The sequence below is a fragment of the Salinivirga sp. genome, assembly GCF_055145285.1.
This window is the reverse complement of record NZ_JBSRDC010000024.1, coordinates 40,770-60,747: the sequence shown is the minus strand read 5'-3', so window position 1 is coordinate 60,747 and position 19,978 is coordinate 40,770. Positions and strand designations below refer to the sequence as shown.

The following is a 19,978-nucleotide window of genomic DNA, read 5'->3' as shown; positions in this document are numbered from 1 at the left end:
CCTGGTAATACAGGTTTTAAAAATTATGTTGAACTAAAGAAGGAGGATTTCACAATCGCGCAAAAAAGAAGAAAAAAGAGGCCCAGTCATAGAAATGACGAGCCACGTTTCCGAATCAACGAAGGGATTAGAGCCCAACAGGTAAGAGTTGTAGGTGATAATGTAGAGAACCCCGGGATTTATTCCCTGAGCGAAGCTATCAAAATGTCAGAGGCGCATACGCTCGATCTGGTTGAAATATCACCTAAAGCAGACCCACCTGTATGTAAAATTGTGGATTACAATAAGTTTCTTTACGAGCAAAAGAAGAAACAAAAGGAAATGAAAGCCAAAGCCACAAAGGTTGTCATTAAAGAAATCAGGTTTGGTCCCAACACAGATGAGCATGATTATGAGTTTAAAAAGAACCATGCCATTAAATTCCTGCAAGATGGTGCTAAGCTAAAAGCATTTGTGTTTTTTAAAGGACGTACCATTTTGTTTAAAGACAAAGGTGAAATATTGTTGTTGCGCCTTGCAACGGATTTGGAAGAATATGGAAAAGTTGAAAAACTTCCAAAATTAGAAGGTAAACGCATGACAATGTTTATAGCACCTAAGAAATAATTGAAAGCTATTTTTGAAGTAGAATATAAATTGTAGAAGGATGCCTAAGATGAAAACTAAATCCAGTGCTAAGAAACGTTTTTCGATCACAGCAACTGGTAAAATTAAGAGAAAGCATGCTTACAAAAGTCACATCCTGACAAAAAAGGAGAAGAAACGTAAGCGTAACCTTGGTTATTATACCATTGTAGACAAGAGTAATTTAAAAAATGTAAAAGAGTGTTTAGCACTCAAGTAATTATTAATCCTGAGTGAAGCAGCTTTAAAGATTCTGTACAAGAACGCTGTTAATTCGTAAAATTTGATGTTATGCCAAGATCAGTAAATTCTGTTGCATCAAGAGCAAAGAGAAAAAAAGTATTAAGAGAAACCAGAGGGTACTTTGGAGCAAGAAAAAACGTGTGGAGTGTAGCTAAAAATGCGCACGAAAAAGCATTAAACTACCAGTACCGCGACCGCAGAACTAAAAAACGTAATTTCCGTGCATTGTGGATTCAACGTATCAATGCAGCTGTAAGAAATTACGGAATGTCTTACTCAGAATTTATGGGTAAAGTTCACGCGAAGAACATTGAAATTAATCGTAAAACTCTTGCAGACCTTGCAATGAATCACCCACAAGCTTTTGAAGCTATTGTTAAGACGGTAAAGAAATAAATAAACCTATTAGGTTTTCTGGGAAGAGGTAGATTTTCTACCTCTTTTTTTGTTGGTAAAAAACAAAAGCGGCAGATTATATAACCTGCCGCTTTTTTCATGAAATGAATTACTAATTAATGTTGCGGATTGAACTTAAATATCTCTTCTGAATTTAAAAGAATATCTATATACTGTGCTCTGCGGTATGCATAAGGATCTTTGATGTTCTTTTTAGACATATTGCCTTTGAAATCGTCAAGCGACTTATATCCTTTCTTATCCATCCAGGCAGATAGTTCATCGAGTATTTTTGGAATGACATTGAAGCCGTTTTTATACAGGGTTGATACTACCTGCACGGCATCTGCACCTGCAAGCATAACCTTTATCAGATCCTCTCCTGAGTGAATGCCATTGCTGGCAATAATTTGAGCATCTATTTTGTCATAAGCCAATGCTGCGAAGCGTAAAGAGAGTTTCTTGTCATCGCTCTGACTAAAATTATCCGGATACTCATTTTTCTCGGTTTCAATGTTGATTTCAGGTTGAAATAGACGATTAAACACAATAATTCCATCAGCACCTGCTTCATCAAGTTTTTTAATAAAGTTTAGCGTGTTGGTGTAATATGGACTGATTTTAACCGCCACTGGAATTTTAATTTCTTTTTTGAGCTCTTCCAGTATTTCTATTTGCTCGTCTTCAATATCTGAAGGTACCCGGTCCATTTCAGATGGTACATAATAGAAATTGAGCTCCAATGCTGCTACTCCGGTTTCTTCAATTTTTTTTGCGTATTCGATCCACATGGTTTTCTTGACAGCATTTACACTGGCAATTACTGGTATGTTAACTGCATTGATCACTTCCTTGAGTTCGTAGAGGTACTCATTGGGGCCAGCGTGGTCGACACTTGGAAAGAGGTTAATCATTTCTGCATGTCGTTCATCGTACTCGTCGAGATCCTGAGAGAGTTTTAGTGCATCGAGTTCCAGTTCTTCTTCGAAAAGTGATTTATATACGATTGCAGCCGCACCGGCTTCTTCTAGTTTTTTTGCATTGCTTGGTTTTGTTGTAAGGTTACTGGCACCTACAATTAAAGGGTTTTTCAAATCCAGTCCTATGTACTTAGTTGTGATATTTGCCATAACAGTATTTTTTTAGGTGTTTATTTATGAAACCATTTGACTGGTAATTTGTTTAACCCAGTTTTTTATTCGACTGTTATTTTTTCTGGCCTGATTTTCGAAATCGAGTATAAGACCTGCAAATTTTCCATCACGTAAGGCTTTTGAACTTTCAAATTCATAATCATCTGCCTCTGTGTATCCAATTACTTTGCCTCCTTGCTGTTCAACGAGGTTAGCCATTATGCCAACTGCATCGCCGAAATTTTGAGGATAACCTTTTTGGTCTCCATTTCCGAATATGGCAAAGGTTTTTCCTTTAAATTTCATATCCTCCAGCGCCGGCACCAATTCATCCCAATAATTGGGAAGTTCGCCATCGAACCATGTGGGTACCCCCATAATATAATTGTTGTAAGCCATCAACTGATCGTCGGTAGCTTTTTCTACGTTAATTTCTTCAATATCACCTTCCCATAGCTCTTTTATTTTTTTAGCTACCTGGGAGGTTTTATGTGTATTGAAACTATAGAATAATCCTGTTTTCTTCATATTTGGGTATTTTAATATTCGGCTAATTTTTTAAGCGATTCATATATCTTAGCGGTATTGGGTAATATTGCTTCTTCCAGTATACGGTTGAATCCTACGGGTGTAAATGTTGACCCTACACGCATTATGGGGCCATCGAGGTATTCAAAAGCCGCATCGGAAATCTGGGCTGTTATTTCGGCACCAAAACCGCTGAATACTTTGTCTTCGTGCACTACCAGCACTTTGTTGGTTTTTTTCACCGATTCTATTATGGTTTCGGTATCTAATGGAATCAATGATCTGATATCAATAACCTCAACGGACATATTGAGTTCTTCCTGTAATTTTTCAGCAGCTTCGAGCGACATGTGTGTTGTATTTCCATAGGTAATAATTGTAATATCTTCTCCTGCTCTCCGTATTCTGGCTTTACCAAATGGTACTTCGAAGTCCTCCGGAATGGGGGTAGCTGCCTTGGGGTCATTGTATAGCGCTTTGGGTTCCATGAACATAGTCATTCCACGGCTTCTCATTGAGGTTCGCAATAGCCCGGCTGCATCATCGGCAAATGATGGATATACAATTCTTAGACCCGGCAGGGTTGAAAGTGCTCCTTCAATGTTTTGACTGTGATATAGTCCACCGCCAATATAACCTCCTGAAGCCAGTCTAATGGTTACATTAGGTACAAATTTGCCATTCGAACGCCAGTAATCATGTGTTGAGTCCACGAGTTGTTCCATAGCCGGCCAGAAATAATCCGCAAATTCGGCACCTTCAATTACGACCCTGACTTTTTCATCGTAACGACTCATTCCGTTGGCTGTACCGGTAATATAATCTTCGGCAATAGGCCCGTTGAAAACTCTTTCTTTGCCAAATTCCTGCTGCAGGCCTTTTGATACATTAAAGATACCTCCTTTATCTTTATGAGCAACATCCTGTCCATAGAGAAATGTATCAGGGTTGGCTTTGAATTCAGCTTTAAGTGTTTCATTGAGTGCTTCAATGATTTTCTTTTTGGTGCCCGAGTCGTTATGAGTACCATCGGGATATTTTGAGGCTTTATAAGGTTCCGGGGTAACGTAATCAAAAATTGATTCTGGCTTTGGATCCGGGGCCTTAAGCGCTTTTTTGTGTGCATCTTTGACAATTTTTTTGGCCTCTTCTTCAATTTTTTCCAGATCTTTTTCTGAAAATCTTTCGTAACGCAATAGCATCCTGCGGTATTTTGCTATTGGATCGTATTCTTTAACGTAATTACGTTCATTTTCGTCACGGTACAATTCATGGCGGTCGCTGTTGGAGTGGGAGTGGATACGCACACAATTTGCATGTACAATTACGGGTTGCTGCTTGTCGAGCGCCCATTCTTTGGCTTCACTCATGGCATTCATGGAATCGAACACGTCTTTGCCATTACAGTGAATAATCTTTAGGTTTTTAAATCCCCTGAAATTATCTGCTACTTTTCGATTTGCAGTTTGGTCTTCTTTTGGCACGGCAATGCCATAGCCATTATCCTGAAAAACGAAAATAACAGGCAACTCTTCATTGGAAGCACCGTTAATTGCTTCGTACACATATCCTTCTGAGACGGATGATTCCCCTTGTGAGCTTATTATAACGCCTTCGCCTTTATAGTATTTCATTGCACGACCTACACCTGCAGCTTGTTGGGTATGGTTTCCGGTACATGAAGATACATTATGAATGTTCCACTCTGGTTTAGCAAAGTGGTTGGACATGTGTCGTCCACCTGATGCAGGATCTGTATCTTTCGATATTCCGTTGAGAATGAGTTCTTCAGTTGTAAGACCAGCAGAAAATGCGGTCATCATATCCCGGTAATACGGAAAGAGGTGGTCTTTACCTTTTTCAAACACCTGACCAATAGCCAGCTGAATTCCATCATGACCGGCATAAGGCGCATGGTATGACCATCCAATGGCTTGTTTCAGGTAATTGGGTGCTTTTTCGTCAATAGCACGGCCAACAGTAAGCAACCGATACCATTTCTCAAGTGTTTTTTTATCTGTAGTTTTTATGCTATATTTTTTTGTTTTTGCCATTTTGATTGAAATTTTATAAGGTTCTTTTTTTATCGAATTGCTCTAAATAGTCTGCTACTCTGCGCACATATGCTCCACCCAATGCACCATCAATTACTCGGTGGTCATAGGTAAGCGATAGAAACATTTTGTGACGTGGCACAATAATATCGCCGTATTCTGTTTCAACTACTGCAGGTTTTTTCTCAATGGTACCTACAGCTAAAATAGCTGATTCCGGTTGGTTAATGATGGGTGTGCCCATTACATTTCCAAAACTTCCGAAGTTGGATATTGAGAATGTTCCACCTTCAATCTCATCGAGCGATAGCTTATTATTGCGTGCTCTTGTGGCAAGGTCATTAAGCTCATGCGCAAGTCCTGTTATATTTTTATGGTCTGCTTTCTTAATTACAGGTACAATTAAATTGTTACCTGGCAGCGCTACTGCAATTCCAATATTATGATCTTTTTTCTTGATAATTTTATCACCATCAATTGCTACATTGACCATTGGATAATCCTTCAAAGCTTTGCTCACTGCTTCTATGAACAGCGGCATAAATGTAAGTTTGATGCCTTCGCGCTCCTGAAATGCCTTTTTATGTTGATTGCGCCATTGCATCAGGTTTTCTACGTCTGCTTCCACCATACTGGTGACCTGCGCTGCTGTGTCTTTGCTGTTAACCATGCGTTCGGCAATTACCTTGCGCATACGTGTCATTTCAATTATTTCGTCGTCGCCGCTTACTGATGGAGCTACACCACCTTTTGATGCTGCTTGCTTAGATTCTCCTGACTGCTTTTGTTCAGCGCTTTTTTGCTGGTCATCTTGTTGTGTTTTTGAACCTTTGTTTTCAATGTAGCTAAGAATATCTTGTTTTCTTACCCTACCTTCATTCCCGGTTCCTTCTATTTTCTCCAGTTCTTCGAATGAAACATTTTCTTCTTTGGCAATATTGCGAACCAATGGTGAATAGAATCTGTTGGATTTTTGGTTGAGGTCTGCGGAGCCTTTTGTTGTGTCTTTATGCTCTTTTTCTTCCTTTTCCTCCTTGTCCTCTTTTTCCTCTTTCGGTGCTTGCTTGCTATCCTCCGCAGGTTCTTTTTCCTCTTCTTCTTTTGATTCGGACGATTCCTCAACAACTTCTCCTTCACCGGTGAGGTCTATAACTGCGATAACCTCTCCAACAGCTACCACATCGCCGGTTTTGTATTTTATATCAATAACTTTACCCTCAACAGGGCTTGGTACCTCTGAGTCAACTTTATCGGTGGCTATTTCAAGTAAGGCATCGTCTTCTTCTACAGACTGACCTTTTTCAATAAACCATTTAGTGATAGTTGCCTCCTGAACACTTTCACCCATTTTGGGCATTTTTATTTCAAATGTTGACATATTGAATGAATGTTTATTACATATTAAATTCCCATTAACATAGACAAAAAACAGCTGCTTTTGTTCAGTTTTGAACTGCTCATTAGCAGCATTCGTTAGTTTTGTTTTAAAACAAACCAATATTTCAACAAAATGTTTTAAATGTTATTAGAACTTAATAATCAGGCCTAATTGTTTGATAAATCGACAAGAAGTCGTAGAATTGCATGAGTTTTTTTTATATTTGCTAAAATTTAATTGCTATGGAGAAGCTCTTTTGGGAAGGTACCGATACTACACCAGAGGTACTTTTTGATCCTGAAAATCAGAAGTATGAAATAAAAGGCCGGTCTTTTCCTGAAGATCCTGTGGAATTTTTTCAACCCCTTTTTGACTGGATAGATAGTAATTTGCCTGAGATAGATCATAAGATAATGATGGATATGTACATCGAGTATTTTAATTCATCGTCTAACAGAATGATACTTTTGTTAATGAAGCAATTAGAGGAACATCTGATGCAAGGCAAAGATATTCAGGTTAAGTGGAATTATGATGATGAGGAAGTACTTGGTGATGGACAAATGTATTCGACATTGGTGAAAATTCCATTTGAATTGAATGAAGTTAGTGAATAGTATTCTATGGTCAGGAACCGATTTTTAATCCATAAAAGTGGTTGTGCTGTCTGCGGTAAGCCTCTTACATACAGTACATCTTTCAAAAAATTTAAATGTTATTATTGCGAAGAGGAAATCGAAACAGATGTGTATTGCCCTGATGAACACTTTGTTTGTGATGCTTGCCACAGGGTTGATGCCAATGATTTGATTGTTAAAGAGTGTTTGTTATATAAAGGTTTAAACCCAATTTCTTTTACCGGGAGGGTCATGGGGCATGATTTATTTAATCTACATGGCCCGGAACATCATTTTCTAGTATCTGCAACACTATTAACCGTATACAACAATGCTACAGGAGCCATAGCAGATTTGAACGAAGCATTAAAAATTTTACGAACACGTATGGTGAAAATTCCCGGCGACATATGTGGAACAAATGGAGGATGCGGCGCTGTGCTTGGAATGGGGGCTTTTATCAGCTATATTACAAAAACTACTTCACTGTCGGTAAAATCATGGGCTAAGCTGCATGCAGTTACGGGCGCCGGTTTAATGCAGGTCTCCAGGTATGGTGGCCCAAGATGTTGTAAGCGTAATACTTATATTTCGATTTTAGAGGGAATGCATTGGTTGAGAGAAAATATGGGAGTTGAATTAGAAAAATCGGAACACATTGTATGCGAATTTCACCATCTCAAAAAGGATTGCATACAATCTGAATGTCTTTTTTATAATAGTCATTAATCGTTTACCTGCGACTTATTCAATCTCTCTGGTAAGCCTCTCTTTCAAATGTCTTAGCTGCTCAGTAAATAATTTCTTCGGTGCCACTTTATAGTTTTTGGCCAGCATGTTTTCACCTCTCGAAATAAGTTGTAGCACGCCAAGCGTTTGACTCCAGAGGAGCGTAATAATTAAGTAAGGATCTGCTTTTACTTTAATTGAACCATCCTTTAATCCTTTTTGGTAAGTATCTGAGATAAGTTCAATGTTTTTTCTTCTGATATGATAGGTTTTATTTATGTTTGGAGAGGTATGGGTGCTTTCAGTAAAAACAAAGTATTTATCTTCGTAAGACCATAGTAATTTGTAATATGATTTGTTTACATAAAAAAACGTAAAATAGGCATTCGCTATTTCTATGAGTGTATTTAATCCGCTTTGTTGTGGGTCAATGCTTTTTTCAACATGTTGACTTAACCGGGTTAAAATTCTTAGCACTACAGCTGCAAAAAGGTCATCTTTATCAGGAAAATAGAGATAAAGCGTGCGTTTATTATAATTAGCTGTTTTGGCAAAATCGTTGAAAGTAGCATTATCGTATCCTTTTTGAATCAGGATTTTTTCTGCAGCATCAATGATGTGCTCGTATCTTTTTTCTTTTGCGCCCGGTTTCTTACTAAACTTCATTTCGTCCATGTCAACCTGCTTTTAGCCAGTGATTTGCTGCTTTATGTAATAAAAGTCAAATTAAGTTCTAAATATAGTAATATTAAATTTGTTTAAAAATCTGTGGTCTATATTTCTTTTTTATCTGCTGCCTCAGTCGATTCACGCTGTTTTTTAATTGTGCTGGTAATGTTTTAACTGGAATTAATATTTATTAAAACCGGTAAACAGAAGTATTTACAGCTAACGTTTCTCGCATGATCTTATTATATAATCATATTTTAGTAGGCGTATTTCTTGATAATTAAAAAATCATTTTTACTTCGTTATGCAATAAATGGTTATTTTTGCATCTTTGGTATTTAGAAAATGATATAATAATTGTAGAACAAAATAACACTTGTATGAATAAAAGAAATTTGATTTTAGAGATAATCCTGGCGGCAATATTGATTTGGTTAGTTGTGGATAAATATACAACAAATGAAAATACACAAGAGGATAAAAAAGAGGTTAAAGCGCAGAAAGAACAGGAAGGCGGTTTAAAAGTTGCTTATATAAACACGGATTCTCTGTTATTAAATTATAAACTGGCAAAAGAACTTAACAAGCAATTTACTTCTCAACAAAAGCAATCTCAGCGAGAGCTTGAGCAGCGGATGCAGAAATTTCAAAAGAATTATCAGTCATTTCAGGAAAAGGTTCAGCGGGGCGGATTCTTAACGCAATCTTCAGCAGAAGCTCAGCAACAGGAATTAATGGCAGAACAGCAAGAGCTCGAGAAACTTAATCAGCAATTGTCTAATAACTTAAGAATCAAGGAGCAAAGCATAAATCAGGAACTCTACGATAGTGTTTATAATTTTGTTAGAGCTTTTAATGAAGAAGAAAGATATGATTTGATATTGAACAATACAATGGGAGGTAGTTTAATTTATGGTAAACAAAAGTTCAATATTACAAACGAAGTTTTGCAGGAATTAAATACAAGATATGACAGACGCATGAAACAATAATATTAACACTTAAATTAGGGATTCAATTCGGTGAGTTGGATCTCTTTTTTATGGAAAAATTTAGAAAATATTTAAGTAATAGCCACTCACGCCTTACTGATATTCAGGTAAATAATGATCCTTCACTGATTGTTGTCATACCTGCTTTTAATGAGTCGATGATATTGGCAACTTTAGATTCACTCAGAAACGCTGTTGCACCAATGAATGTGTTGGTATTAATTGTTGTCAATTATTCAGAGAGCGCTTCTATTAATGTAAAAAATTTTAATTTGTTGCTGTTTAATTTGCTCCAGCATTGGTGTAATGTAAATTCAACAAGGGAGCTACTTTTTAGGGTGGTTTTAGAGGCAGACATGCTCAGAAAGCATGCTGGTGCGGGGTTCGCCCGTAAAACAGGGATGGATACTGCTGTTGATATTTTCCAGAGTAACCAAAGATCCGATGGTGTAATAGCTTCTCTTGATGCTGACTGCAGTGTTAAAAGAAACTATTTCGAAACACTGAAAATGCATTTTAGCCAATATCCGGATACAAATATTTTACTGCTCGATTTTCATCATGATGTGACTCACGCGTCGCCTTCAATGCGCGATGCAATTGTGCTATATGAACTCTATTTGAACTATTATGTATTAGGTTGTCGTTTGGCAGGTTTTCCTTATGCCTACCATACCATAGGTTCGGCGTTTGCGGTTAGTGCTGATGCATATGTGAGAGAAGGAGGAATGAATAAAAAACATGCCGGGGAGGATTTTTACTTTCTGCATAAGATGTTTCCTCTACAGCAAATATACCGTAATTATGACACCTGCGTATATCCATCTCCGAGAGTTTCCTCGCGTGTGCCTTTTGGCACGGGCCCTGCAATGAAAAATATTTTGGAAGATGGGGGCGAATTAGAGGTTTATAACCCGAACTCGTTTTTTCAATTGCAAAATTTCTTTCTTAAAATGGGGGAGCTGTATGAAAATCCTGAAAAAATAGATGAATTAATATGCCCAGGCCTGAAATTGTATTTCAAAACGAAAGGTTTTGGGCAAAAGATTGAGGAAGCCAGAAGTAATAGTGCTTCACGTTTAAAATTTGTGCGCAGGCTTTTGCAACATTTTGATGCTTTTCAAATGGTTAAATATTTAAATTTTGCGCATGAAAAGGGTTATTATACAAAAATACCTGTAGAAAAGGCTGTCCAAGGGTTATTATTCAAGACTCAGCCATATACAAACGATAAATATAAATTGTTGCAGCAAATGCGTGAGCGGGAAAAAACTATTCCTCTTCGTCAATTAAAATGACAAAAACATCTTCATTTTCTTTTTTCATAAGATATTCTTCCCTTGCAAATTTTTCCAATTGCTCTTCATCAGACCTTAGTTCAATGAGTTTTTCGCGGTCTTTCTCAATTCGTTCTTTGTAGTAGGCTTTTTGTTCTTCCAGTTTATTAATATGGCTGATGGTCCGAAAACGTTGAATAAGGTTGTTCGTATCCAAAAAAAGTATCCAGATTAGGAAAACAAAAAAGGCCAGTACGTACTTATTAGCAAGGTACTTTTGGTAAAATCGATATAGCTTATTGGCTTTCTTCATAGGGTATTTGAGACTAAATTTAGTATTTAACCTCCACTTATAATTCTTACTATATCTAATTGGTCTCCATCTTTAAGACTGGTATTTCTAATATCGTTTTCTTTTATTACATCCCCGTTTACTCTTATAAGCAATCTTTTAAAAGTAAGATCTTTTATTTCTAAGAGTTTATAAAGGCTCATTTCGTTTTCGTCGAATTGTTCTTCCTTATTGTTTATAAATAGTTTCATCCGTTTATAATTTTGATTTTAATGCTCATCCGATAGCTATCGGATGGAACCTCCTTTTAACTAACAACCAGAATTCTAACTGTATTCTTCCAAATAATCATGGTCGTGCCTCGCTCCGCCGGAGCTATGCGAAGGCGCAGCCTCGCTCCTCCGTCCGCGTTCGCTGAAGCTATAGCGTTTCACCTGCGGCAAGCCTATGGCGACCGAAGGGAAGCGAAAGCTACGCGAAGGCGCAGCCTTGCTTCGCCGAAGCTATGCGAAGGCGCAGCCTTGCTCCGCTGAAGCTATGCGAAGGCGCAGCCTTGCTCCGCTGAAGCTACGCGAAGGCGCAGTGTGTCAAAAGCCTTGGTATGGAGGTTTCATTGTGATTTTTTTGGTTTAACTTAGATTTGCTTTTTGCGTAATTTTCCTCAACAAAAATAGTAATAATCTTAATTTCCACAATTATATTTCTCTAAGCAGAATATCAATAACTACGTTTGCTTGCATATTTGCAACAATGCCAACCCCCGGGGCCATAGGTGGATTCAATTCGTTAACTTCTGCTTCCTGATCACCACATACCCATAGTTTATCAAATTGTTCGGTGGTAAAACGGTTGTTGTTGCCATATCCGGAAAGTCCTGATGCAATTACAAGATGTTTTTCCGGAAGTTTGACCAGGACTGACTCAATTAACTGCTGTTTAATTCTGGCATCTCCAATAGCCTCAACAATTACGTTACAATCTGTAAAGAGCTCAATTACCTTTTCTTCGGTAAGCTTAATGTCATGAGCAGCGACCTTGGTGTGTGGGTTTATTTTTTTGAGCACATCTTCCAGGGCACAAACTTTTTTAATGCCTATTTGATCGTAAAAAAAATATTGCCTGTTCAGACTATCTTCAGATACAGAATCGTAGTCAGCAATTACCAGCTTACCTATTCCACAGCGGGCCAGGCTTGTGGCCACATTTGAGCCCAAACCTCCTGCACCTGCGATACCTATTGTGCTGTTAGCAAGAATTTTGTGTATTTGATCGTATGTTCTCATATGAATTTTTTATCGCGCTGTTTTTATTCGATTTACTATTATGCTTAAAATTACAAAATATTGCGCTGAAAAACCACCTTGATGAAAAAAATATTCGATTTTTTGATGAACTTTTTCAACACCTTATTGTTTACTGGATAAAAAGATATTAATTTGCTATATGGAAATTTTAATAATACTTGGATTAACCATTGTCTTGCTTGCCCTTGCTTTTTCAGGCATTGCTATTAAAATGTTTTTGAAAAAAGGCGGGCAGTTTGAAAAAAAATCATGCTGCAGTGCAACTGGAAGTGATGCTGGAGCATGTGCTTGTAGTGTAAATAGTGATAGATGATTCTTTTGATTTTGGGATTTTCATGATGTGAGAAGCGGTCTTGTCTTTATACAGGCCGCTTTTCTTATTTTATTCTGAAATAAGAAATTCAGGATCTGGTTTTAGTTTTTTTAATAATGTTTTCCTGGCTTTTTTTTGTTCATTTTTATCCCATGTTTGAGCACAGTAAATGCCTCTTTTTATCATTTCTTTATTGCCGCCAATATGGGTATGCGGAAATTTACCACTTTTACTGATTAGAATTTTTGTTCCAAGTGCAGCAAACGCAAAGGCAACTAAGCCAAGACTCACTAAAAAAACCTTCAAAATCAACATTAGGCAATTTATTTTGTTTCTGGAATGAACAAAAATACCAAAAATATTTGAATACTCGAAAAAAACGGAGATCATGGCTAATCAAAAAACTGCAAAAACAAATAATATGCTCAATAAGGAGTTGGTATTAAAAGATTATTTTACTGCTAATTTAAGTCGACAGCTTAGTTTAATTGGAAGAAAAGAAGTACTTACAGGAAAATCAAAATTTGGAATTTTCGGAGATGGAAAAGAAATAGTACAGCTTGCCATGGCAAGACAGTTCCAAAAAGGTGATTGGCGCTCGGGGTATTATCGCGATCAAACGCTAATGCTGGCCACGGACATGTATACGCCCGGGGAGTTTTTTTCTTCTTTGTATGGCCACACTTCGCTTGAGCATAATCCAAGCCATGGTGGAAGATCCTTCAACAATCATTTTGGTACCCGGAATATTGATAAAAATGGAGAATGGAAAGATTTAATGGCTCAAAATAATTCATCAGCAGATATATCACCCACAGCCGGGCAAATGCCACGTTTGTTAGGATTGGCTTATGCTTCTAAAATATATAAAAATGTAAAGCATTTACATCAATTTAAGCATTTTACCAATAAAGGAAATGAAGTAGCTTTTGGTACCATTGGCGATGCCAGTACTTCTGAAGGTCATTTTTGGGAAACTATGAATGCTGCAGCCGTATTACAGGTTCCCATGGTAATGTCGGTATACGACGATGGTTACGGTATATCAGTGCCAAAAGACTTTCAAACAACCAAAGGCTCTATTTCTGAAGCTTTGCAGGGCTTTGAGATAAAGAAAAAGGGACAGAAAGGTATATTAATTTATAAGGGAAAAGGATGGGATTACCCGGCGCTGTTGAATTTATTTAAAGAAGGTGTGGAGCGGTCCAGAAAAGAACATGTGCCCGTATTGTTTCATATTGATGAAGTTACACAGCCCCAGGGCCATTCTACCAGTGGTTCGCATGAGCGATATAAATCGAAAGAACGTTTAGAATGGGAACAGGCTTATGATCCAATAAAGAAAATGCGGGGGTGGATTTTAGATGAAAACATAGCTTCTGCCGATGAGCTGGATAAAATTGAAAAGGATGCACTTCAAAAAGCTAAAGATGCGAAAAAATCAGCCTGGAAAGCTTTTACACAACCCTTAAAAGAAGAACGCGATAAGCTGGTAAAAATTATTGAAACCAGAACATGTGTATGTAAAAGAGACCATTATGATAAAGCCGGAGAAATAGCCGATAATTTAAAACGCATTTCAACGCCAATAAGAAAAGACAACTTTAGTGCTGCCAAACGTATTTTGCGCCATGTTTGCACTGACTGTCCCAAGCGTAAAGAACTGAAAGAACAATTGGGAACCTGGTTAAAAGACAACTATAAAAAAGTTGGTCCCGATTATCATTCTCACCTGTATTCAGAAACAAAATACGCAGTTTCCAAAATTAAACCAATCCCGATAAAATATAGCGAGAAAGAAGAAACTAAACCCGGACGGGAGATATTAAGGGATAATTTCAACGCGCTATTTGAAAAACACCCCCAATTGGTCACTTTTGGTGAAGATACCGGTAAAATTGGTGATGTAAATCAGGGAATGGAAGGTATGCAGGAGAAATTTGGTGAATGGCGTGCTACAGACACAGGAATTCGCGAAACTACCATCCTGGGTCAGGCTATTGGTTTGGCTATGAGGGGTATAAGACCAATAGCGGAGATTCAGTATTTTGATTACCTGCTTTACGCCCTGCAAACTATGAGCGATGACCTGGCTACTTTACTTTGGAGAACACGTGGTGGCCAAAAAGCACCAGCCATAATACGTACAAGAGGACACCGCCTGGAAGGAATATGGCATTCGGGTTCACCGCTGAGTATGGTCATTAATTCAATAAGGGGAATGATGGTGTGTGTGCCACGCGATTTAACACGTGCTGCCGGCATGTACAATACATTATTACAAAGCGATGAGCCCGCATTGGTCATTGAGCCACTTAATGGATACCGGTTAAGAGAACGCGTACCCGAAAATATTGGTGAATTTACCGTACCAATTGGTGAACCGGAAGTTGTACACGAAGGTAATGATGTAACCGTAGTTACCTATGGTTCGTGTGTACGTATAGCACAAGAAGCTGCCCGTCAGCTCGATGATTTCAATATCAGTACAGAGGTTATAGACGTGCAAACACTTATTCCTTTCGATAAGAACCAACGCATATTAGAAAGCATCAAGAAAACAAACCGCGTAGTTTTCTTCGATGAAGATGTGCCCGGTGGTGCTACAGCCTACATGATGCAAAAAGTTGTGGAAAAGCAAAAAGCTTATTTCTATCTGGATTCAGAGCCTCGTACACTAAGTGCTAAAGCACATAGGCCTGCTTTTGGTTCCGATGGTGATTATTTCTCAAATCCCAATGCAGAAAATGTTTTTGAAGTGGTGTATGATTTAATGCACGAGGCCAGGCCTAAGGAATATCCCGAATTGTACTAAATTTTAATACAACATAATGAGACAAAGCTTCAGCATTACATATAAAATCTTTCTTGTAGTGTTGTTGCTTTGTCTTTTTTTACCCGCCTTTGCACAAACCGACAGTCTGCTTTTGCAAATTAATGATGAACATTTGCAGTTTAAGAAACATGGAATGCAGGTATTGGGAGGTTGGGCTATCAGTAATATTGCTGTTAGCGGTTTTATGTTGACTCGTACCAATGGCGTAAACTACCGTTTCCACGAAATGAATGTGTTTTGGAATATAGTCAATATAGGAATTGCAGGATTTGGCTATTACGATGCAATGAACACCGATGCAGCCACTCCCGGATTCGTTGAAACGCTAACTGCTCAGCAAGATTTTGGGAAGATTTTGTTGTTCAATGCCGGTTTGGATGTAGCCTACATAATGTCAGGATTGTATTTGCAGGAGCGCAGTAAAAAAGTAACTAAATTCAGTGAACGGCTCAAAGGTTATGGAAACTCCGTAATTTTGCAGGGGGGATTTCTCCTCGCCTTTGATATAGTGCTATATTCGCTTAACCAAAACAAATTGTCACTGTGGCTTGAAAATTACAATATTGAAATACATCTTTCACCCGCTGCAGCATCTCTAACCTTACAGTTCTAATCTGAACCATAATTTTTATTAGCAGGGTTTTCCCCGGCTTTTATTATATTTGTGTGTAAACTCAGGTTTAAGTTCACGGGTAATTACCATATGTTAATCCATCAATTAACTCATTATGAATACTTCAAAAATTCGCCCTTACTTATTTATTTTATTGGTTTTTGCCATTCCGCTGTTATTGATTCCACTTATAAAAATGGCTAAAAGCGATAGTCAATTATTGCAAAAGCCACCTGTAGAACAGAATGTTGAGAGGTTGCAGGGTTCCTATGCTATAATAATTCATGGTGGATCAGGCAATTTTACTGCAGATGATTTATCGGAAACCGAAAAGCTTAATTATAAAAAAGCTCTTTTCGAGGCCCTTGAGACGGGAAAATCATTACTTGCATCCGGCAGGGAAGCTTCTTTTGTAGTTGAGCAGGTGTTAAAAATGCTGGAAAACAATCCACTTTTTAACGCCGGTAAAGGTGCTGTTTTAACGCATGAAGGACATGCCGAGCTTGATGCCTCAATAATGCGGGGAAAAGATCGCAATGCCGGTGCAGTTGCCGGTGTAAGAACAATTCGCAACCCCATATCTGCGGCTCGAATGGTTATGGATAGTAGTGTACATGTGTTGCTTTCAGGAAGAGGAGCAGAAGCATTTAGCCAGGCCATGAATCTTGAGCAGGTAGATAACAGCTATTTTATCACAAATAAATCTCAAAAGCGTTTAAAAGCAGTTGTTGATAAACATGGAACAGTTGGGTGCGCTGTATTAGATACCGAGGGTAATCTGGCAGCAGGTACTTCTACTGGAGGTATGAATAACAAGCGCTGGGGCCGCATTGGAGATTCACCTATCATAGGTGCAGGTACATGGGCCGATAATCAGACATGTGCAATTTCAGCAACAGGTTGGGGAGAGTATTTTATCCGTTTGGGCGTAGCCCACGAAATTTCTGCTCTTATGCGATACAAAGAAATAAGTTTAACCGAAGCAGCTAATCAGGTTATTCACAAACAACTCGAAGAGCTTGGTGGTTATGGTGGAATTATTGGCGTAGATGCTTTTGGTAATGTCTCTGCAGTTTTCAACACTACTGGAATGTACAGAGCTTATTGCGACGCTCAAGGTAATCAGCAGATTAAAATGTTTTCAAATTAAACCTCGATTTAACTTTTTGAACTTCGGAATTTATGTACTATCTTTCTGCTAAATACGAGATGGAACCTACATGCCAGAGCTTTTAGTAAATAAAGAATTGATTAAAACCTACAGCAAAGTTATTGTAGAATCGTTCAAACAAAAATACGGATGAATGGCCTATACACCCAAAAAATATTTTGATTTACTCAATGAACCCGTATTGGTATACAGGCTCGATAAGCATGGAGCCCCCGGACAGTTTCTATACTCGAATGTAAGGGCCAGAGAAGTTTTACAATATGACAACAAAAAAATTTCAAATCTAACTATATGCGATATATGTGATTTATCTCTTAATAAGGATTTAAATGCAATCCATAAAAATGAAAAACTTGAAAATGAACATATAAAAATTGCATTTATAACCGGGCAGGAAAGTATTGTACGGTTTAGTGCAGCCATTGACATAACCCGGGAACAAGAAGGCATACTTGTAGAAATGGTGTTGCTCACCCTGAGCCCCGAAGTCAACAGTAAATCTGATTCTTCAGACCGGTTTTATAATATGGCTTCCCATTTACATGAAGGATTGGCTATTTTAGAAAACCGCGAAATAGTTTATACCAACAAAGCCATGGAAGAAATCACTGGCTTTAGTGCTGCCGATATCAATACCCTCCTCGAAAGTGTAGAATCTCTCGCTGCACCTGAAGAGAAAAACAGGGTGAAACAGATGCTGGAAGAAATGCAAAATAATCCTGAGGAAAAACACATTCTCGATTTTTGGATTGTTACGAAACAAGGAAACAGAAAGTTTATTCACAATAGTTATTCGCAAAATAAGACCGCCCGCTCTCTAATTCAATATGTGGTTACCCAGGATATAACACAAACAAAAATAGCTGAAAATATATTAAGGCAGAAAGAGCAGGAGTTTAAGTCCCTGGCCGAAAATTCATATGGTATAATTGCTTTGTTCAATCGCGAATTGAAATGTATGTATATCAACCCTGAAGGGGCTAAACTTTTAGGAAAAACCGTTGGCCAAATTATAAATCAACCTTTGAATAAATTTGGTTTTGCGGAAGATGTATTTATTGAAATAAAAAACAGATTAATCAATATCTTTTCACATAAGGAGCGCGAAGAATTTGAGATACAGTTTACCTCTAATCAGAGAGAAAACTATTTAAATTGTGTTGCTATTCCTGAGGCTTTTGTAGATGGCGTAATGGATACTGCACTGGTTATATGTTCTGATGAAACAGAGTTAAAACAAACTCAGATAGCGTTAGAACAATTGAGAAACCGGTACCGGTTAATAATTAATAATTTATCAGATATTATATGGATTCTGAATAGCGATTTCAAAACAGAATACATCTCACCGGGCGTTCAAAAAATGTTCGGATACACTGTGGAGGAATATCTTGAACTTGGGTATGACGATGTTTATGATGAGGACGGATTAAATGCGCTAAATGAGATGATTTCTCACATATCTCAGGGACTGAAAACTGGTAATTTGCAGCAAATACAACAAGCCTATATATTCGAAACAAGAGGAAAACGAAAGGATGGATCATACCTCTGGGTGGAGGTAATTGCGCGCCCTATGATCGATAAAGGAAATCATTTTGTAGGCATGAATGGCGTTACAAGAGATATCTCGAAACGAAAAAAAGCAGAATTAGATTTAGTCGACGCAAAGGAAAAGGCCATTGAAGCTGACCGTTTAAAAAGTGCATTTTTGGCCAATATGAGTCATGAAATAAGAACCCCCATGAATGCTATTATTGGATTTACTGATTTACTGAATGAAGATGATGTAGATAAGGAAACCAGGGAAGAATATGTTGAATTAATCAATTCCAATTCCACCCACCTGTTAAAATTGATCGATGATATTATTGATATATCAAAAATTGAAGCTGGTGAACTCAAAATTGATAAAACAGAAATAGACCTCAAAAATCTTTTCAATGATATTTATTATGTACATCTGGAATCATTGAAAAGGGCCGGAAAGCAAGACGATGTTGAACTTAACTATGATTTGCCAACCAAAAAAATAACCATTGTAACCGACCCTATGAGGCTGCAGCAAATTTTAACAAATTTGCTGAGTAACAGCATAAAATTCACAAACGAAGGAACCATTACTTACGGACTAAGTGTTCATGACAAGGATTTTATAAGGTTTTATGTTACCGATACAGGTGTGGGCATGAGTGATGAAAAACTTACCTATATATTTGATCGGTTCAGGCAGGTTGAAGAGCATACCAGTCGTCAATATCAGGGATCTGGTTTAGGCCTGGCTATTTCGAAACAACTCGTAACACTTCTGGGAGGTGAAATTTGGGTAGATTCGAAAATTAACGAAGGCACTACTTTCTATTTCACTTTACCCCACAAGTGGGAGGGAGACCCCAAACTGGAAAAAGTGATTGAAGAAAAAGAGGAAGAGATACATAATGTACTCATTGTTGAGGATGATGATACAAACTATCACTTGTTAAAAGAAATACTAAAGCATCGTAACTATCGAATATTTAGGGCTTACGATGGGATAGAAGCTCTGGAAATCAAAGAAGATGAAAACCTGGATATAATCCTGATGGATATACAGTTGCCGAGGATGGATGGGTACGAGGCAACTCAACGTATCAGAAAAGACGATTCTGACATACCCATTATTGCACAAACAGCCTATGCCAATTACAATGATGTAGTAAAATCGCTCGATGCCGGCTGCAACGATTTTATTGCAAAACCCATCAAAAGAAAGAAATTGCTGGCCATGATCGATAAATATATGCACAAGAAAAATTAGTAAAGGAAACCT

At 37.8% G+C, this 19,978-nt stretch carries 21 protein-coding genes; 12 read left to right on the top strand and 9 right to left on the bottom strand.

Annotation, left to right across the window (positions count from 1 at the left end; genetic code table 11):
• Nucleotides 1-54 precede the first annotated feature (54 nt).
• From infC to rplT, 3 genes are all read left to right on the top strand, one after another.
• Nucleotides 55-606 carry a translation initiation factor IF-3 gene (gene infC / locus ACTB0Y_RS04890; protein WP_463205757.1) on the top strand — a complete coding sequence of 184 codons (552 nt, stop codon included), beginning with the start codon at nt 55-57 and terminating at the stop codon, nt 604-606.
• 40 nt (nt 607-646) lie between these two features.
• Entirely contained in the window at nt 647-844 is a 198-nt protein-coding gene (gene rpmI, locus ACTB0Y_RS04885; protein WP_463205683.1) for a 50S ribosomal protein L35, read from the top strand.
• Nucleotides 845-915: 71 nt separating this feature from the next.
• Nucleotides 916-1,263: a 50S ribosomal protein L20 gene (rplT, locus tag ACTB0Y_RS04880; RefSeq protein WP_463205682.1), complete on the top strand. Its 348-nt coding sequence runs from the start codon at nt 916-918 to the stop codon at nt 1,261-1,263.
• Nucleotides 1,264-1,379: 116 nt separating this feature from the next.
• Here the strand turns inward: rplT and ACTB0Y_RS04875 are convergent, their stop codons facing one another.
• Genes ACTB0Y_RS04875 through ACTB0Y_RS04860 form a run of 4 tightly spaced genes read right to left on the bottom strand, consistent with a single transcriptional unit; the run spans nt 1,380 to nt 6,356 of the window.
• The gene (locus ACTB0Y_RS04875) at nt 1,380-2,393 is read right to left on the bottom strand and encodes a dihydroorotate dehydrogenase-like protein (protein ID WP_463205681.1); all 1,014 of its coding nucleotides are present in this window, start codon (nt 2,391-2,393) and stop codon (nt 1,380-1,382) included.
• Between the two features lie 24 nt (nt 2,394-2,417).
• Nucleotides 2,418-2,924: a flavodoxin gene (locus tag ACTB0Y_RS04870; RefSeq protein ID WP_463205680.1), complete on the bottom strand. Its 507-nt coding sequence runs from the start codon at nt 2,922-2,924 to the stop codon at nt 2,418-2,420.
• Nucleotides 2,925-2,935: 11 nt separating this feature from the next.
• Nucleotides 2,936-4,978 (bottom strand): alpha-ketoacid dehydrogenase subunit alpha/beta, encoded by a 2,043-nt coding sequence (locus tag ACTB0Y_RS04865; protein ID WP_463205679.1) that lies wholly within the window; start codon nt 4,976-4,978, stop codon nt 2,936-2,938.
• Nucleotides 4,979-4,991: 13 nt separating this feature from the next.
• Entirely contained in the window at nt 4,992-6,356 is a 1,365-nt protein-coding gene (locus ACTB0Y_RS04860) for a dihydrolipoamide acetyltransferase family protein (protein WP_463205678.1), read from the bottom strand.
• A 242-nt stretch (nt 6,357-6,598) separates the two neighbouring features.
• On the opposite strand from ACTB0Y_RS04860, the gene ACTB0Y_RS04855 reads away from it, so the two are divergent.
• Nucleotides 6,599-6,973 carry a DUF1987 domain-containing protein gene (locus ACTB0Y_RS04855; protein WP_463205677.1) on the top strand — a complete coding sequence of 125 codons (375 nt, stop codon included), beginning with the start codon at nt 6,599-6,601 and terminating at the stop codon, nt 6,971-6,973.
• Nucleotides 6,974-6,979: 6 nt separating this feature from the next.
• On the top strand, nt 6,980-7,702 hold the full coding sequence (locus ACTB0Y_RS04850) for a DUF5714 domain-containing protein (RefSeq protein ID WP_463205676.1): 723 nt from the start codon (nt 6,980-6,982) through the stop codon (nt 7,700-7,702).
• Nucleotides 7,703-7,717: 15 nt separating this feature from the next.
• Here ACTB0Y_RS04850 and ACTB0Y_RS04845 read toward each other — a convergent pair whose 3' ends face one another.
• A complete protein-coding gene (locus ACTB0Y_RS04845; protein ID WP_463205675.1) occupies nt 7,718-8,377 on the bottom strand; it encodes a TetR/AcrR family transcriptional regulator in 660 nt (219 codons plus the stop codon).
• A gap of 374 nt (nt 8,378-8,751) precedes the next feature.
• On the opposite strand from ACTB0Y_RS04845, the gene ACTB0Y_RS04840 reads away from it, so the two are divergent.
• Together ACTB0Y_RS04840 and ACTB0Y_RS04835 are read left to right on the top strand one after the other, a co-directional pair.
• On the top strand, nt 8,752-9,363 hold the full coding sequence (locus tag ACTB0Y_RS04840; RefSeq protein WP_463205674.1) for an OmpH/Skp family outer membrane protein: 612 nt from the start codon (nt 8,752-8,754) through the stop codon (nt 9,361-9,363).
• 50 nt (nt 9,364-9,413) lie between these two features.
• Nucleotides 9,414-10,661 carry a glycosyltransferase family 2 protein gene (locus tag ACTB0Y_RS04835; RefSeq protein ID WP_463205673.1) on the top strand — a complete coding sequence of 416 codons (1,248 nt, stop codon included), beginning with the start codon at nt 9,414-9,416 and terminating at the stop codon, nt 10,659-10,661.
• Here ACTB0Y_RS04835 and ACTB0Y_RS04830 read toward each other — a convergent pair.
• The 3 genes from ACTB0Y_RS04830 to thiF all read right to left on the bottom strand — a co-directional run bounded on the left by ACTB0Y_RS04830 (nt 10,636) and on the right by thiF (nt 12,215).
• Nucleotides 10,636-10,953, bottom strand: coding sequence for an FtsB family cell division protein (locus ACTB0Y_RS04830; RefSeq protein ID WP_463205672.1), 318 nt, complete (start codon nt 10,951-10,953; stop codon nt 10,636-10,638). The two genes, ACTB0Y_RS04835 and ACTB0Y_RS04830, sit on opposite strands and share 26 nt — an antisense overlap.
• Nucleotides 10,954-10,979: 26 nt before the next feature.
• Nucleotides 10,980-11,183, bottom strand: coding sequence for a sulfur carrier protein ThiS (thiS, locus tag ACTB0Y_RS04825; protein ID WP_463205671.1), 204 nt, complete (start codon nt 11,181-11,183; stop codon nt 10,980-10,982).
• A 444-nt stretch (nt 11,184-11,627) separates the two neighbouring features.
• A complete protein-coding gene (gene thiF / locus ACTB0Y_RS04820) occupies nt 11,628-12,215 on the bottom strand; it encodes a sulfur carrier protein ThiS adenylyltransferase ThiF (protein ID WP_463205670.1) in 588 nt (195 codons plus the stop codon).
• A 160-nt stretch (nt 12,216-12,375) separates the two neighbouring features.
• On the opposite strand from thiF, the gene ACTB0Y_RS04815 reads away from it, so the two are divergent.
• Nucleotides 12,376-12,549, top strand: coding sequence for a hypothetical protein (locus ACTB0Y_RS04815; protein WP_463205669.1), 174 nt, complete (start codon nt 12,376-12,378; stop codon nt 12,547-12,549).
• A gap of 69 nt (nt 12,550-12,618) precedes the next feature.
• On the opposite strand, the gene ACTB0Y_RS04810 is transcribed toward ACTB0Y_RS04815, so the two are convergent.
• The gene (locus ACTB0Y_RS04810; protein ID WP_463205668.1) at nt 12,619-12,864 is read right to left on the bottom strand and encodes a hypothetical protein; all 246 of its coding nucleotides are present in this window, start codon (nt 12,862-12,864) and stop codon (nt 12,619-12,621) included.
• Between the two features lie 73 nt (nt 12,865-12,937).
• On the opposite strand from ACTB0Y_RS04810, the gene ACTB0Y_RS04805 reads away from it, so the two are divergent.
• The 4 genes from ACTB0Y_RS04805 to ACTB0Y_RS04790 all read left to right on the top strand — a co-directional run bounded on the left by ACTB0Y_RS04805 (nt 12,938) and on the right by ACTB0Y_RS04790 (nt 19,966).
• Complete coding sequence (locus ACTB0Y_RS04805; RefSeq protein ID WP_463205667.1) at nt 12,938-15,364, top strand: alpha-ketoacid dehydrogenase subunit alpha/beta; 2,427 nt, start codon at nt 12,938-12,940, stop codon at nt 15,362-15,364.
• Between the two features lie 16 nt (nt 15,365-15,380).
• Nucleotides 15,381-15,998, top strand: a complete 618-nt coding sequence (locus tag ACTB0Y_RS04800; RefSeq protein WP_463205666.1) for a DUF6992 family protein — start codon at nt 15,381-15,383, stop codon at nt 15,996-15,998.
• Nucleotides 15,999-16,113: 115 nt separating this feature from the next.
• The gene (locus ACTB0Y_RS04795; protein ID WP_463205665.1) at nt 16,114-17,148 is read left to right on the top strand and encodes an isoaspartyl peptidase/L-asparaginase family protein; all 1,035 of its coding nucleotides are present in this window, start codon (nt 16,114-16,116) and stop codon (nt 17,146-17,148) included.
• 154 nt (nt 17,149-17,302) lie between these two features.
• A complete protein-coding gene (locus ACTB0Y_RS04790) occupies nt 17,303-19,966 on the top strand; it encodes a PAS domain S-box protein (protein ID WP_463205664.1) in 2,664 nt (887 codons plus the stop codon).
• Nucleotides 19,967-19,978 lie beyond the last annotated feature (12 nt).

Excerpts from the sequence above, each read along its gene's own strand:
- ACTB0Y_RS04855 (WP_463205677.1), top strand. The coding sequence starts at position 6,599 with ATGGAGAAGCTCTTTTGGGAAGGTACCGATACTACACCAGAGGTACTT.
- ACTB0Y_RS04865 (WP_463205679.1), bottom strand. The coding sequence starts at position 4,978 with ATGGCAAAAACAAAAAAATATAGCATAAAAACTACAGATAAAAAAACA.
- ACTB0Y_RS04810 (WP_463205668.1), bottom strand. The coding sequence starts at position 12,864 with ATGTTGATTTTGAAGGTTTTTTTAGTGAGTCTTGGCTTAGTTGCCTTT.
- ACTB0Y_RS04830 (WP_463205672.1), bottom strand. The coding sequence starts at position 10,953 with ATGAAGAAAGCCAATAAGCTATATCGATTTTACCAAAAGTACCTTGCT.
- ACTB0Y_RS04800 (WP_463205666.1), top strand. The coding sequence starts at position 15,381 with ATGAGACAAAGCTTCAGCATTACATATAAAATCTTTCTTGTAGTGTTG.
- ACTB0Y_RS04795 (WP_463205665.1), top strand. The coding sequence starts at position 16,114 with ATGAATACTTCAAAAATTCGCCCTTACTTATTTATTTTATTGGTTTTT.
- rpmI (WP_463205683.1), top strand. The coding sequence starts at position 647 with ATGCCTAAGATGAAAACTAAATCCAGTGCTAAGAAACGTTTTTCGATC.
- ACTB0Y_RS04815 (WP_463205669.1), top strand. The coding sequence starts at position 12,376 with ATGGAAATTTTAATAATACTTGGATTAACCATTGTCTTGCTTGCCCTT.
- ACTB0Y_RS04840 (WP_463205674.1), top strand. The coding sequence starts at position 8,752 with ATGAATAAAAGAAATTTGATTTTAGAGATAATCCTGGCGGCAATATTG.
- ACTB0Y_RS04835 (WP_463205673.1), top strand. The coding sequence starts at position 9,414 with ATGGAAAAATTTAGAAAATATTTAAGTAATAGCCACTCACGCCTTACT.
- ACTB0Y_RS04845 (WP_463205675.1), bottom strand. The coding sequence starts at position 8,377 with ATGGACGAAATGAAGTTTAGTAAGAAACCGGGCGCAAAAGAAAAAAGA.
- ACTB0Y_RS04805 (WP_463205667.1), top strand. The coding sequence starts at position 12,938 with ATGGCTAATCAAAAAACTGCAAAAACAAATAATATGCTCAATAAGGAG.
- thiF (WP_463205670.1), bottom strand. The coding sequence starts at position 12,215 with ATGAGAACATACGATCAAATACACAAAATTCTTGCTAACAGCACAATA.
- ACTB0Y_RS04875 (WP_463205681.1), bottom strand. The coding sequence starts at position 2,393 with ATGGCAAATATCACAACTAAGTACATAGGACTGGATTTGAAAAACCCT.
- rplT (WP_463205682.1), top strand. The coding sequence starts at position 916 with ATGCCAAGATCAGTAAATTCTGTTGCATCAAGAGCAAAGAGAAAAAAA.
- ACTB0Y_RS04870 (WP_463205680.1), bottom strand. The coding sequence starts at position 2,924 with ATGAAGAAAACAGGATTATTCTATAGTTTCAATACACATAAAACCTCC.
- ACTB0Y_RS04860 (WP_463205678.1), bottom strand. The coding sequence starts at position 6,356 with ATGTCAACATTTGAAATAAAAATGCCCAAAATGGGTGAAAGTGTTCAG.
- ACTB0Y_RS04850 (WP_463205676.1), top strand. The coding sequence starts at position 6,980 with ATGGTCAGGAACCGATTTTTAATCCATAAAAGTGGTTGTGCTGTCTGC.
- thiS (WP_463205671.1), bottom strand. The coding sequence starts at position 11,183 with ATGAAACTATTTATAAACAATAAGGAAGAACAATTCGACGAAAACGAA.
- ACTB0Y_RS04790 (WP_463205664.1), top strand. The coding sequence starts at position 17,303 with ATGGCCTATACACCCAAAAAATATTTTGATTTACTCAATGAACCCGTA.